Annotated in this window: 9 protein-coding genes; all 9 read left to right on the forward strand. The window is 58.3% G+C overall.

Annotated elements, in window-relative coordinates; all coding sequences use genetic code 11:
- The first annotated feature begins 38 nt into the window (after window positions 1-38).
- Complete coding sequence (locus tag THEVEDRAFT_RS01400) at window positions 39-2,084, forward strand: ATP-binding protein (RefSeq protein WP_245522687.1); 2,046 nt, start codon at window positions 39-41, stop codon at window positions 2,082-2,084.
- Complete coding sequence (locus THEVEDRAFT_RS09105; protein ID WP_006582941.1) at window positions 2,081-3,529, forward strand: restriction endonuclease subunit S; 1,449 nt, start codon at window positions 2,081-2,083, stop codon at window positions 3,527-3,529. The genes THEVEDRAFT_RS01400 and THEVEDRAFT_RS09105 overlap by 4 nt, the downstream gene beginning before the upstream one ends.
- Complete coding sequence (locus THEVEDRAFT_RS01410) at window positions 3,516-4,553, forward strand: virulence RhuM family protein/type II toxin-antitoxin system death-on-curing family toxin (protein ID WP_006582942.1); 1,038 nt, start codon at window positions 3,516-3,518, stop codon at window positions 4,551-4,553. The genes THEVEDRAFT_RS09105 and THEVEDRAFT_RS01410 overlap by 14 nt, the downstream gene beginning before the upstream one ends.
- Window positions 4,550-7,549, forward strand: a complete 3,000-nt coding sequence (locus THEVEDRAFT_RS01415; protein WP_006582943.1) for a type I restriction endonuclease subunit R — start codon at window positions 4,550-4,552, stop codon at window positions 7,547-7,549. The genes THEVEDRAFT_RS01410 and THEVEDRAFT_RS01415 overlap by 4 nt, the downstream gene beginning before the upstream one ends.
- Before the next feature lie 22 nt (window positions 7,550-7,571).
- Window positions 7,572-8,426, forward strand: coding sequence for a BREX-3 system phosphatase PglZ (pglZ, locus tag THEVEDRAFT_RS01420; protein WP_006582944.1), 855 nt, complete (start codon window positions 7,572-7,574; stop codon window positions 8,424-8,426).
- Window positions 8,423-8,887 carry a hypothetical protein gene (locus THEVEDRAFT_RS01425; RefSeq protein ID WP_006582945.1) on the forward strand — a complete coding sequence of 155 codons (465 nt, stop codon included), beginning with the start codon at window positions 8,423-8,425 and terminating at the stop codon, window positions 8,885-8,887. Before pglZ ends, THEVEDRAFT_RS01425 begins: the two co-directional genes overlap by 4 nt.
- A gap of 541 nt (window positions 8,888-9,428) precedes the next feature.
- Window positions 9,429-10,820, forward strand: a complete 1,392-nt coding sequence (mgtE, locus tag THEVEDRAFT_RS01435; protein WP_006582946.1) for a magnesium transporter — start codon at window positions 9,429-9,431, stop codon at window positions 10,818-10,820.
- 130 nt (window positions 10,821-10,950) lie between these two features.
- Window positions 10,951-11,841 (forward strand): PRD domain-containing protein, encoded by an 891-nt coding sequence (locus THEVEDRAFT_RS01440; protein ID WP_245522689.1) that lies wholly within the window; start codon window positions 10,951-10,953, stop codon window positions 11,839-11,841.
- A gap of 121 nt (window positions 11,842-11,962) precedes the next feature.
- The gene (gene ptsG, locus THEVEDRAFT_RS01445) at window positions 11,963-13,945 is read left to right on the forward strand and encodes a glucose-specific PTS transporter subunit IIBC (RefSeq protein WP_006582948.1); all 1,983 of its coding nucleotides are present in this window, start codon (window positions 11,963-11,965) and stop codon (window positions 13,943-13,945) included.
- Window positions 13,946-14,018: the final 73 nt, after the last annotated feature.

Below are 14,018 nucleotides of genomic sequence, written 5' to 3' on the forward strand. Positions count from 1 at the left end.
CTCCCTTCGAGTTAGCAGGAAGTTTTCGAGTAGGTACGGTGGAGTTCGTTGCTCCGGATGAGATCAGAGTCAGTCTTGACATCGAGGCACCGGAGTCTCACGCCCTAAACACCGGCGGACCAAGACCCTTTCCAAGGGTGAACGGCTACCTCCTCATCCCGGTCGACGAAGCATTTCTCGTCGGACAGGTGGAATGGGTCATAGTCGAACCAGCGCCCTTCCCGAAGCGCCGCGGCCTGCAGGACTTCGGGTTGGTGGATTTGCCATATCCGCTTCGGCGCCTCCGTCTCAACCCGATGGGCACTTTGCGTGCAAAGTCAGCCGCCGGCGAATTCTCATTCCGTCGAGGTACTGATGCGTTGCCTTCGATTGGCGCTCCTGTTCTCCTTCCTACCGATTCCCAACTAGGATCCATCGTTGAGTGTGGCGAAAAGAAGCGTGTCTGCATCGGTACAAGCCCTGTGGCGAACGATGCAAAGGTATATGTCGATCCCGATCGGCTCTTCGGGCGTCATCTCGCCGTGCTGGGGAACACCGGCAGCGGCAAGTCCTGCACCGTCGCCGGGCTGATCCGCTGGAGCCTTGAAGCGGCAAAGCAGACCTGCTCGGATGGCCCGCCCAATGCACGCTTCATTATCCTTGACCCGAACGGCGAATACTCCCATGCCTTCCCTGCGGATGACCCCACGGTCAAAACACGAGTCTTCAAAGTGAAACCTGGCAATGGAGAAAAACCTCTGAAGGTGCCGCTATGGTTCTGGAACAGTGCGGAGTGGTGCTCGTTCACACAGGCGAGCGCGAAGACACAACGCCCCGCCCTTATTCACGCCTTACGTTGGGTTCGCGAAGGCCTTACTGAGCCGGCGCCCGATACGTGCCACGAGATGTGGCGATTCCTCAGAACGCTTGTGACCATCATACGTGCAGAGAAGAACGCAGGTACTCCATGGGGACAATTCCCTAGGCCAAAGTCGTTTTTCGAAAAACTCGAAAAGTGGAAGACTGCTCTTGAATCCGAAATAGATTCGTTCGACGGTGATCAGAAAACTCGCCTTCAAAAGCTTGTGGAAAAAATCGAGTCTCTTTGTGCGCCCCGTCGCAAACAGCATGCGCACTACGACTTTATCCATTCGGAAGTTGAAGAACTTCTTGCTGAAACAAGTACGGCTCACTCGGCTTTCGGGGGTAGCGAATCCGAGACCTTTCCTGCTGACGTGGACGCGCCCCGACCTTTCGAAGGAGCATCCCTTGTTCGGGCGCTCGAAGCCTCAGCAGAAATGTTGGGTGTATTGGAGCATGTCGATACGCTGCTGGTAAGGATCCGGGCGCTACTTGCCGACGCGCGCATGAAGCCCATTATGGACAGAGCAACCGACACGACGTTAGAAGGGTGGCTGACGGATTGCATTGGCATGGAAGGCGCCGAGAATGGTTGCGTGTCGGTGCTCGATTTGTCTCTTGTACCGAGTGACGTAGTACACATTATTACGGCTGTAATCGCTCGGATGGTCTTCGAGGCGCTGCAACGGTACGCCAAGCTCAATGGCAAGCCTCTCCCAACGGTCCTCGTTATGGAGGAGGCACACACGTTCATCAAACGGTACAAGGAGGACCTTGACTCGCCCGATGCCGCGGCCGTGTGCTGTCAGGTCTTCGATCGGATCGCCCGCGAAGGTCGGAAGTTTGGCCTGGGCCTCGTTCTATCATCTCAGCGCCCCTCTGAACTCTCTCCTACGGTCCTATCGCAATGCAATACCTTTTTGCTTCATCGAATCAGCAACGACCGGGACCAGGAGCTGGTTCATCGTCTCGTACCGGACAACCTCCGAGGATTGTTGCGCGACCTTCCGTCGCTGCCTTCCCAACACGCGATTCTATTGGGATGGGCGTCAGAACTACCGGTTTTAGTCAAGATGCACGATTTGCCTGAATCCCAGCGGCCGCGCTCCGACGATCCGGACTTCTGGGATGTGTGGACTGGTAAGAATGAGAAAGGCGAAATTGTAAAGCGCGAGATTGACTGGAAGACGGTTGCAGAGGCCTGGCAGCAAGGTTCTACTGAAAGAAGTGAGGAAGAGTCATGATCGACGGACTCCCCCCCTACCCCGCCTACAAAGACTCCGGCGTGCCGTGGCTGGGCAAGGTGCCGGAGCATTGGGAGGTTGTTCCTCTGAAGCGATTAGCCTGGTTCAAGAGCGGCGCGGGCTTTCCGGTTCATTACCAAGGTGAAACGAGCGCAGAGATTCCATTCTTCAAGGTCTCCGACATGAATATCCGGGGCAACGAGAAGTATCTTCATGTTTGCGCTAACACGGTTTCGATGGCCGTTGCGCAGGACCTCGGAGCGACGGTGTTGCCAGCAGGAACGATTGTGTTTCCAAAGGTGGGCGGCGCACTCTTAACGAACAAACGACGCATCGCTGCAAACCAATGTTGCATTGATAACAATATGATGGGCTGCGTTGTGCGGAACGGCAATCGAGACTTCTTGTTCTTAATAATGAACTACATCGACCTCGGGCAGATTGCGAAACCAGGGCCAGTACCTGCTATTAGCGAAGGGGAAGTGCGGGAGATACGAGTTGCCCTGCCCTCGGCGCCCGAGCAAACCGCCATTGTCCGCTTCCTTGATTACAAAGACCGGCGGATCCGGCGCTCCATCCGCGCCAAGCAGAAGCTGATTAAGCTGCTCGAAGAGTACCGGCAGGCCCTTATCCACCAAGCCGTCACCGGCAAGATTGACGTCCGCACCGGCAAGCCCTATTCGGCCTACAAGGACTCCGGCGTCCCCTGGCTGGGCCACGTGCTGGAGCATTGGGAACTCAAGCCGCTCAAACGGTTCGTACGGTTAAATGCGAGTGTCCTGGCAGAAACTACTCCTGCTGACTATGAATTCCGGTACATTGACATAGGTACGGTGGGCACAGGTTTTCTAACCAGAGAGCCACAACGGCTCCGATTTGGTAACGCCCCCTCACGCGCCAGACGAGTTCTTCATCAGGGAGATACCATTATCTCAACCGTTCGAACTTACCTGAAGGCGGTCTATTTTGTGGACAAAGATCCAGAGGCTCTAGTGTGTTCGACCGGCTTTGCTGTTTTGACGCCAGGACCCAGCACACAGCCGAAATACGTGAGCTACTTGGTGCAGAGCAATACTTTCACTGATCGTGTAACTGCCGAATCGGTTGGCACGGCTTACCCGGCAATTGCCGAGGGGCGACTTGGATCATTCTATGTCCCCGTTCCACCCCTCCCCGAACAAACCGCCATCGTCGAGTACCTCGACGCCGAGACGGCCAAGCTCGATGCCGCCATCGCCGCCGCACGCCGGGAAATCGAACTGCTGCGTGAATACCGCGAGCGGCTCATCGCCGACGTGGTCACCGGCAAGGTGAATGTGCGCGAGGTCGCGGCGCAGTTGCCCGAGGAGCCGCCTGAGGAGGAGGCTGGAACCGACGAAGAAGAGCCTGTTGCCGAAGAGCTCGCAACCGTAGATTCGCAGGAAGAGTCCAATGGCGAAGAGTAAATCAACATCGAAGCATCAGGTGATTCGAGAACCGCTGGCTGCCCGGGGCGGCGAGATTGTCTTCTATCAGGCGCCCGATGGCCCGGTCAAGCTGGACGTCCGGCTGGAAAGAGACACCATCTGGCTCAGCTTAAACCAGATGGCGGCGCTCTTTGATCGGGATAAGTCTGTGATATCAAGGCACTTGCGCAATGTGTTCCGGGAAGGCGAGCTGGACCGGGAGTCAGTTGTTGCATTTTTTGCAACAACTGCCGCAGACGGGAAAACCTACCAGGTCGAATACTACAACCTCGACGCCATCATCTCGGTCGGTTACCGGGTCAACTCCAAGCGCGGCACCCAATTCCGTATCTGGGCTACTCAGGTGCTGCGCGACCACATCCTTCGGGGCTACACGGTCAATGAGCGCCGCCTCAGGGAACTGCAACAGACGATCCGGTTGGTCTCCACGCTGGCGGACCGGCGAGCACTCAGCGGCGAGGAGGCAACAGGTCTGTTGCGGGTGGTGCATGACTATTCCGTTGCGCTCAAGCTTCTGGACGACTACGACCATGGCCGGATTCTGCCCGTACGAGGTGACCGCGAAACTGCTGAGCCCATTTCGCTGGAAGAAGCTTGGAGAGTAATTGGCGAGTTGAAGGAGCGATATTCCGCTGGAGAGTTGTTCGGCGTGGAACAAGGAAACAGGCTCGGCGGGATTTTAGTTGGCGTCTTTCAGACTGTCGGCGGCGCAGACGTGTATCCGACGATCGCGGATAAGGCGGCGCACCTACTGTATTTTCTCGTGAAAGACCATCCGTTCGTTGATGGCAAAAAACGGATTGGGGCCACCTTATTCCTTCGGTTTCTCGAGAAAAACGGACTCTTGTACCGAAGCGACGGGAGCCGTCTCCTCTCCAAGGAGGAGCTTGTTGCACTCACGCTTCTCCTGGCGGAAAGCTCCCCGAAGGACAAGGAATCCCTTGTTCGATTGACGACATACCTGTTGAGCAGTAAGCACGATGAGGTGGTGAGGAATGTATGAATCCGACTGACACCAGCGAAGCCGGGCTTGAGACCCTGATCTGCCGGGCGCTGACTGGCAGTGACTGCATGCCCCGACCTGCGGGCACTCCGGCGGTCGTTGCCGAGCCGCCAGCACCCTACGGCGGTGTGGGCTGGCTCCCGGGTGACCCGGCCGATTACGACCGCGAGTACTGCGTGGATTTGGTTCAGCTTACCAAGTTTCTCCACTCGACGCAACCTGAGGTCGCCGAGGCGCTCGATCTCGACAGCGACAGCCCCAGGCGGCGCAAATTTTTAGCGCGCCTTCAGGGCGAGGTGAGCAAGCGCGGGGTGGTGGACGTGTTGCGCAATGGCATCCAACATGGGCCGCACCGCATTGAGCTTTTCTACGCCACCCCTTCGCCCGGAAACGACAAGGCTCGGGCGCTCTTTGAGCAAAACCGCTTTAGCGTCACGCGCCAACTTCGCTACTCGCGTGATGAGATGCAGCGGGCATTGGACTTGGTGCTCTTCATCAACGGCCTGCCGGTCTTCACCTTCGAGCTCAAAAACAGTCTAACCAAACAGACGGTGCACGATGCCATCGAGCAGTACAAGCGCGACCGCAACCCGCACGAGAAGCTCTTCGAGCTGGGTCGCTGCATCGCGCATTTCGCGGTGGACGACAGCGAGGTGTGGTTCTGCACTCATCTCCGGGGCAAGGCCTCGTGGTTTTTGCCCTTCAACAAGGGATGGAACGACGGCGCCGGCAACCCACCCAACCCCCAGGGACTGAAGACCGATTACCTTTGGCGGGAGGTCCTCACCCGTGAGAGCCTGACCGACATCCTCGAAAACTACGCACAGCTCGTTGAGGAGAAAGACCCCAGGACCGGAAAGAAGCGGCGAAGGCAAATCTTCCCCCGTTACCACCAGCTCGACGTGGTGCGCAAACTGCTCGCAGATGCACGGGAGCACGGCGCGGGACGGCGGTACCTCATCCAGCACTCGGCCGGCAGTGGCAAGTCCAACTCCATCGCCTGGCTGGCGCATCAGTTGATCGGCGTTGTGAACAACGGCAAGCCTGTCTTCGATTCCATCATCGTGGTGACCGACCGTCGCATCCTGGACCAGCAGATTCGCGACACGGTCAAGCAGTTCGCCCAGGTGAGCGCCACGGTTGGGCACGCCGAGCACTCAGGAGACCTGCGGCGCTTCATCTCGAGCGGCAAAAAGATCATCATCACGACGCTCCAGAAGTTTCCCTTCATCCTTGATGAAATCGGCAGCGAGCACCGCGGGCGGCGCTTTGCCATCATCATTGACGAGGCGCACTCAAGTCAGGGAGGCCGTACGGCAGCGAAGATGCACCAGGCTTTGGCAGGGGTGGATGACGAGGAGGATGAGACATTCGAAGACCGCCTCAACCGACTGATCGAAGCGAAAAAACTGCTCCCCAACGCCGGCTACTTTGCGTTCACCGCGACGCCCAAGAACAAGACGCTGGAAATTTTCGGATCGCCCGAGCCGCAGCCCGATGGCACGGTCAAACATCGGCCGTTTCATAGCTACACGATGAAACAAGCCATCCAGGAAGGGTTCATCCTGGATGTGCTGGCCCACTACACGCCGGTCAAGAGCTACTATAAGCTCATCAAGAAGATCGATGACGACCCGGAGTTCGATGTGAAGAAGGCACAGAAGAAGCTGCGCCGCTTCGTCGAGGGCCACGAGCACGCCATCCGGCTCAAGGCCGAGATCATGGTGGACCACTTCCACGAGCAGGTAATTGCCAAGGGCAAGATTGGCGGCCAGGCGCGGGCGATGGTGGTGACCGGCAGCATCGAGCGCGCCATCCAGTACTTTCATGCTTTTCAAGCCTACCTTCAAGAGCGCAAAAGCCCCTATCGGGCGATTGTGGCCTTCTCGGGTGAGCACGAGCATGGCGGCGTCAAAGTCACTGAAGCGAGTTTGAACGGCTTTCCTTCGAATCAAATCGCCGACAAAATCCGGGAAGACCCCTATCGGTTTCTGATCTGTGCCGATAAGTTCCAGACCGGCTACGACGAGCCGCTCCTGCACACGATGTACGTGGACAAGGCGCTCTCCGGCGTCAAGGCGGTGCAGACCCTTTCGCGCCTCAACCGCGCCCACCCCCAGAAGCACGATACGTTCGTGCTCGACTTCGTGAACGACCCGGAAACGATCCGCAAGGCTTTCGAACCATACTACCGGACGACGATCCTTGCGGATGAGACCGACCCGAATAAGCTCCACGACCTCAAGGCTGACCTCGACAGTTACGAGGTGTACGCGCCCGAACAGGTGGAAGAGCTGGTGCGTCTCTACCTGGGGGGCGCCGACCGCGACCAGCTCGACCCGATTCTCGACGCCTGCGTGGCCGTCTATGTCGAGCATCTCGACGAAGACGGGCAGGTGGACTTCAAGGGCAAAGCCAAGGCGTTTCTGCGGACATACCACTTTCTTTCTTCAGTCCTCCCATACTCTCACGCTCCATGGGAGAAGCTTTCCATCTTCCTTGAGTTCCTGGTGCCCAAGCTACCGGCGCCAAAAGAGGAAGACCTTTCAAAGGGCATCCTCGAGGCGATTGACATGGATAGCTACCGAGTCGAAAAGCAGGCGAGCATGCGGATAGCGCTTCCCGATGCCGATGCCGAGATCGAACCGATACCCACTGCGGGTGGTGGGCACAAGCCTGAACCAGAACTCGAACGGCTTTCCAACATCATTAAGGCGTTCAACGATCAGTTCGGCAACATTCCGTGGACTGATGCCGATCGGGTGCGCAAACTCATTACTGAGGAAATTCCGGCGCGTGTTGCTGCTGACTCCGCCTATCAGAACGCTCGGAAGTTCTCGGACAAACAAAACGCCCGCATCGAACACGACAAGGCGCTCGTTCGCGTGATGACAGCGCTGCTTCAGGACGATACAGAGCTATTCAAACAGTTCAGCGATAACGACGGCTTCCGTCGCTGGCTGACCGATACGGTGTTTGCGTTAACTTACGAGTAAAGCGGCTCTCTTAGCGCAGCCGATGATTTTGCATCACCTCCCGCGGTTTCTTGCCCGCCAAATGGGAGAAGACCGCACCGCCAAGATCGCACTGATCGTGGTGGACGGCCTTGCCATGGACCAATGGCTGGTGGTCCGGGATGCCCTTGCCTCACGTCGGCCCGGTTTTGGATTCCGGGAGCAGGCGGTCTTTGCTTGGGTGCCTTCGCTTACCTCAGTGTCGCGCCAGGCCACCTTCGCCGGCAAGGCTCCCATCTTTTTTCCGAGCAGCATTCAGACGACGGACAAGGAACCTGCGTTATGGGCCCAGTTCTGGGCGGATAATGGCCTTACGCCAAACGAGGTGGTCTACCTCAAGGGGCTGGGCGACGGTAATCTGGAAACCGTTTCCGAAGCGCTTTCTCATCCCAAGGCAAGGTTCGCCGGGCTGGTGGTGGACAAGGTCGACAAGATCATGCACGGGATGGAAATGGGCACTGCCGGGATGCACAACCAGGTGCGCCAGTGGGCCAAGCAGCCGTACCTGAACACACTCATTGATCTGCTCTTGGATCGGGGCTTCCGTGTCTATCTGACCTCTGATCATGGCAACATCGAGGCGGAAGGTTGCGGTCGTCCATCCGAAGGGGCTGTGGCGGACCTGCGCGGCGAACGAGTCCGCATCTATCCCACCCCGGCCCTTCGCGGAAAGGTGAAAGAACGCTTTCCAGCCGCGTTGGAATGGGGTACCGTTGGCCTCCCGGAGGACTTCCTCGCCCTGCTGGCCCCTGCGCGGCAGGCGTTTGTCCAAGAAAAGCAGCGCACTGTGAGCCACGGCGGCGTTTCGGTGGAGGAACTCATCGTCTCTCTGATCCAAATTGACAGGACGGGGGAATGACCAGACGGACCGACCAGATCGGATTTAGTCAGCGAGTGCGTCTGGAATGGCTTGAGCAGACGGCCAACCTGGTCTTGGCAGGGAATGCCAAGGCTGCGGTCAACGAAGCCCTGCAGGAGTTGCTGAAGGACAAGGTGTCCGTTGCCGGACAGGCCGAGCGTGGCAATCGTGAGAAGATAATCACGATTCTCCTGAAGACGTGGCTGACGGTTCCGAGCGAACTCGAGTCGTTGCGCATCGAAGGACTGGAACTACTCAAACGTGTTCCTCGACGCGATCATCTGGCCATCCACTGGGGGATGGTCATGGCGGTCTACCCGTTCTGGTCGAACGTAGCCACCCAGACTGGCCGTCTCCTGAGGCTTCAGGGTTCCGCTGCGGTGGCTCATGTTCAGCGCCGGGTTCGGGAGCAATACGGCGAGCGGTTTAACAAGGAACCTGAGGGCTGGAAGAAACGTTAGAAGGGCCGGATACAGGATTTCCCGCCAGGAGACATATTGGATCATCCCCGCTGCAGCAGGTCAAAAGGAGGTATGGGGACGGAAAGGGGCGATGAGTTTTTTTAAGGCCTCATCCATCCCCTCAAAGGCCATCCAGCCAATTGATCGCCCCCATCGGTGAGCTGCGGTGAGTTGATTTGCTCTTCGGTTTTAACCTTGCGGTCTTGACGAATGGCATAAGATGCGATAACGTCAATCGGGTCAAAAATAGCCCGACCAGGGGCTGAGATGTTGTCGTGCCTAGAGGATTGGGTCCGGTTGGGCGGCTGTAAGACCAGAGACAGGGAAAGGAGGTCCCGGTAGGGTATGGAAGATCCCAGTAGTAGATCCTGCGTGCCCTTATGCAGCAAGTCTTCATGCCAAAACTACATACCCCCCTCCGGGACACCTGCTTCCGTGGGTTTCAGGGGCTTTGTAGGGGTCAGTTAACCCTTTATGCGCCTTGCCTGAGCCCTGCGGCGCCTTGCTGGCTCCCGGATAGGGTAGACAGGAGGTGTTTCCCATGGGAAGGGCGGAGGCCAAGACCCTGGAGAGAATCGACGACATAGCTTCTTTCCTGGATAGGAATCCCAATCAGTTCTTGACGGTTATAAGAGAGGCCCACCCGGCGGCGGTGGCGGAGTATCTGTCGGAGCTTCCTTTCGAGGAGGCATTGGGGATACTGCGAGGACTTGACGTGTCCCGTATGGGGGAGATATTCAGCCACCTGGACGAGGACATGCAGCTCCGGGTGTTTCAGTCCTTCAGCCGGGAGGAGAGGGTTAACCTACTCCTTGAGATGTCCCCCGATGACCGGGCGGACCTCTTCAAGGCCCTGCCGGAGGAGAGCCAGACGGCCCTTCTGCCCGCCCTGGCGCAGGTGGAGAGGGAGGACATAAGGCGCCTTGCCTCCTACGAGGAGGGCACCGCTGGGGCGGTCATGACCTCCGACTACGCCACCATATCGCCCGAGATGACCGCTCAGGAGGCGATCGAACACCTTCGGGAGATAGCCCCGGACAGCGAGACCATATACTACACCTACGTGGTGGATGACCAGCACCGGCTGCAGGGGTTCGTCTCCCTTAGGGAGCTCATCCTGGCCCCCAAGGACGCTAAAGTGAAGGACTTCATGAAGAAGGACCCCATATTCGTCCGGGTGGATGACGACCAGGAGGAGGCGGCAAGGAAGATACAGAAGTACGACCTCATAGCCCTCCCGGTGCTCAACGACGACGACGTCATGGTGGGCATAATAACCCACGACGATGCGTTGGACATAATAACCCAGGAGCAGACGGAGGACATAGAGAAGCTCATGGCCATAGGGGGTGCTCACGGGGAGATGCCGTACCTCAAAACCCCAGCTTGGGTACACTTCAAGAACCGGGCCGCCTGGATTGTGGCCCTTGCCGCCTTGGGCTTCGTTTCGGGGATGATAATCCATTCCTTCGAGTCCACCTTGATGAGCCTCATGATACTGGCCCTTTACATGCCCATGGTGGCGGACACGGGAGGCAACACCGGAAGCCAGGCGGCCACCGTGGTGGTTCGGGCGCTGGCGCTGGGGGAGATAACCTACGAGGACTTTTTCAAGGTGCTGTTCAAGGAGTTCAAGATATCCTTGATGTTGGCCCTGGTCCTTGGGATCATATCCTGGATCAAGGTCATGTACCTGTCCCAGGGTAGCACGATCCCTGCGGGCTTCTCCCTCTTCAACATAGCGGTGGCCATAGCCCTGGCGCTGGCCATTCAGGTGGTTAGCGCCACCCTGGTGGGGGCGGTTCTCCCCATGCTGGTCCATCGGCTAGGACAGGACCCGGCGGTGGTGGCAAGCCCGGCTCTTACCACCATAGTGGACATAACGGGGCTTATAATATACTTCAGCACCGCCAAAATAATCCTGGGATTGTGATGACCGGCCTGGAGATTTCATCTAGGAGGGGCCCCCAAGGGGCCCCTTTGACCTTTCAATGTAGGGGATATACCATTAACTTGGGCTGAGATATCCCCAGCCCCTGCCCTAACGGTGGTTTTTGACTTCCATGGACCTTAAAGTTCCGAAACCATGTCCCTTGGGTGGTGGTCAAGTGCTCAAGATCCAGAAGGTGCTCAACAACAACGTGGTGATAGCCCTGCACCGTTCGGGGTACGAGGCGGTGCTGGTAGGTCGCGGATTGGGGTTTGGCAAGCATCCAGGGGACGGGGTGGAGGAGGACTCGGCAGAGAAGGTCTTCGTCCTTAAGGACCCAAGGGAACGCATAAGGTATGCCCGGGTTCTGGAGGAGGTGGATAAACCCTTCGCCGCCCTGGTGACCCAGGGCATAGCCATGATGGAGGACCTGCTTGGAACCACCCTGGGGGAGAGGATCCACTGGAGCTTGACGGACCACCTTTTCTTCGCGGTGAAGCGCCTCAAGGAGGGCATAGCGGTTAAGAACCCTTTCCTAAGGGAAGTGGAGGTGCTGTATCCAAAGGAGTACGCCGCCGCCCAGGCCATGATCCGCTGGCTCTCCGAGGAGATAGACCTTCCCATGCCGGAGGACGAGACCGCCTTTGTGGCGTTGCACGTGCACAGCGCCATGGGGGGAGAGAGCCTAAGCCAGGTGTCCCGGAAGAACAACATAATATCCCAGATGATAAAGATCACCGAAGAATCCCTTGGCTTCACCCTAAATCGCAAATCCCCCCAGTACATGAGACTCATAAGGCACTTAAGCTTCTTCATAGACCGTATAGAGGGCTCCATGGAGGGAGACCCCATGGATTCGGTGGAGGAGATGATGCGAAAGGAACACCCCATCCCCTACGGCATAGCGGCTAAGCTGTGCCTCTTCCTTCAGAACGCCCTGGGCAAACCCGTTCCCAGGGCGGAGACCGTATACTTGACCATCCACATTCAAAGGCTATATAATTCCACAAAACATAGCGAATAGTCACACGTTACCAGTTCCGTTATCGCGTGTTACCGGCTTTTCGGGCATGAGCGAGGCGGTGCCGAATAAGGCGCTGTTTCGCTCATGCCCGTTTTTATATCCTTATTTGGGGGGATGTGAAGTGTTAAAGGGATCGTTTGGTAAGCTTCAGCGGATAGGTCAGGCACTGATGTTGCCGGTGGCCATCCTTCCCGCCGCGGGGTTCCTCCTGGCGGTTGGGTTCAGCCTCAAGAGCCCCACGGTGCTGGAGATGGCACCGTTCCTGGCGGGGCCGGGGTGGAGCAAGCTTGCCACCATGATGGCCTCCGCGGGAGGAGTGGTGTTCGATAACCTGGCGCTGCTCTTTGCGGTGGGCGTGGCGGTGGGTTTGGCGGGACTCTCTGGGGTTGCCGCCCTGGCTTCGATCGTGTGCTATCTGGTTATGAACGCCACCATGAGCGCCGTGGGGGGCTTCACGGTGGAGATGGTTCTCAAGGGGGGCAACCCATCTTACGCCCTGGTGATGGGCATACCGACCCTGCAGACCGGCGTTTTTGGCGGCATCCTGTGCGGCCTCGTGGGTGCCTGGTGCTACGAGAGGTTCTACAAGATAGAGCTGCCCCAGTTCCTGGGCTTCTTCGCGGGCAAGAGGTTCGTCCCCATAGCCAGCGCCTTTGCGGGTTTCCTCCTGGGAGTGGCCATGTTCTTCCTGTGGCCCTTCGCCCAGAAGGGGCTTAACAGCTTCTCCAACGCCATAATGGGCTCCGCCATGCCGGTGGCGGTGTTCCTCTTCGGCATGATCAAGCGGCTTCTCATACCCTTTGGGCTCCACCACATCTTCTACGCCCCCTTCTGGTTCGAGTTCGGGGAGTACAAGAACCTGGCGGGGGAGATAATCCGGGGGGACATAAGGATATTCTTCGCCCAGCTTAAGGACGGTGTGCCCCTTACGGCAGGCTTCTTCCTGGGGGGTGAGTTCCCCATAATGATGTTCGGCCTTCCCGCTGCGGCGCTGGCCATGTACCACAACGCCAAGCCGGAGAACAAGAAGATGGTGGCGGGGCTGCTGGCCTCCGCGGCTTTGACCTCCTTCCTCACCGGCATAACCGAGCCCATAGAGTTCGCCTTCCTCTTCGCCTCCCCGCTGCTCTACTTCATCCACGCGGCGCTTGACGGGCTCTCCTTCCTCTTGCTCTACATATTCAAGGTACACCTGGGCTACACCTTCTCCGGCGGTGCCATAGACTTCGTGCTCTTCGGCATCGTGCCCGGCAAGGAGAAGTGGTGGCTCGCGGTGCTTCTGGGGCTTGGCTTCGCCGTGGCCTATTACGTGATCTTCACGTTCTTCATCCGTTTCTTCGACCTCAAGACCCCCGGCAGGGAAGATGTCTCCCTGGACTCCAACAACGGTTCGTCCTCCAAGGCCCCCACGGAGCTTGCCGCCAAGGTCCTGGAGGCCCTGGGAGGAGCGGGGAACCTGGAGAGGCTGGACGCCTGCATAACCAGGCTCAGGATATCCGTCAAGGATCCCAAGGTGGTGGACAAGGAGGCCCTGAAGGCCCTTGGGGCCACCGGGGTTATGCAGGTGGACCGCAACTTCCAGGCCATCTTCGGCACCGCCTCGGAGGCCATCAAGGAGGAGATACTGCACATAGCGGGCCGCAGCGAGGGTCGTAGGGTCAAGGTGGCCTCCCCCATGTCCGGCAAGGTGGTGGACCTGTCGGAGGTGCCGGACAAGACCTTCAGCGAGAGGATGGTGGGTGAGGGCTTTGCGGTGATCCCCACCGACGGACTGGTGGTCTCCCCGGTGGACGGCAAGGTAACCCTGGTGTTCCCCACCATGCACGCCGTGGGCATAACCTCCAACGAGGGCCTGGAGGTGCTGGTTCACGTGGGCATAGACACGGTGAAGCTCAACGGTGAGGGTTTTAAGGCCCTGGTCTCCCAGGGGGATGAGGTTAAGAAGGGACAGCCCATACTGGAGGCGGACCTCAAGGTCATATCCGCCAAGGCGCCGTCCATAGTCACCCCGGTGGTCTTCACCAACCTCAAGGGAGCTGGTATGGTCACCCCCTTCAAGGGAGAGGTCAAGGCCGGGGAGGATGGGGCCAACGTGGTCCTTTAACCCCTAACCCTAAAGGTAAAGAAGATGAGGGGCCCCCGAACTTGGGGGCCCCTCGCATATGCGTTCCCTTGGG

The sequence above is a fragment of the Thermanaerovibrio velox DSM 12556 genome (assembly GCF_000237825.1).
In the GTDB taxonomy this organism is placed as follows: domain Bacteria; phylum Synergistota; class Synergistia; order Synergistales; family Synergistaceae; genus Thermanaerovibrio; species Thermanaerovibrio velox.

Excerpts from the sequence above, each read along its gene's own strand:
- THEVEDRAFT_RS01415 (WP_006582943.1), top strand. The coding sequence starts at position 4,550 with ATGAATCCGACTGACACCAGCGAAGCCGGGCTTGAGACCCTGATCTGC.
- mgtE (WP_006582946.1), top strand. The coding sequence starts at position 9,429 with ATGGGAAGGGCGGAGGCCAAGACCCTGGAGAGAATCGACGACATAGCT.
- THEVEDRAFT_RS01440 (WP_245522689.1), top strand. The coding sequence starts at position 10,951 with ATGGACCTTAAAGTTCCGAAACCATGTCCCTTGGGTGGTGGTCAAGTG.
- THEVEDRAFT_RS01410 (WP_006582942.1), top strand. The coding sequence starts at position 3,516 with ATGGCGAAGAGTAAATCAACATCGAAGCATCAGGTGATTCGAGAACCG.
- THEVEDRAFT_RS09105 (WP_006582941.1), top strand. The coding sequence starts at position 2,081 with ATGATCGACGGACTCCCCCCCTACCCCGCCTACAAAGACTCCGGCGTG.
- THEVEDRAFT_RS01425 (WP_006582945.1), top strand. The coding sequence starts at position 8,423 with ATGACCAGACGGACCGACCAGATCGGATTTAGTCAGCGAGTGCGTCTG.
- pglZ (WP_006582944.1), top strand. The coding sequence starts at position 7,572 with ATGATTTTGCATCACCTCCCGCGGTTTCTTGCCCGCCAAATGGGAGAA.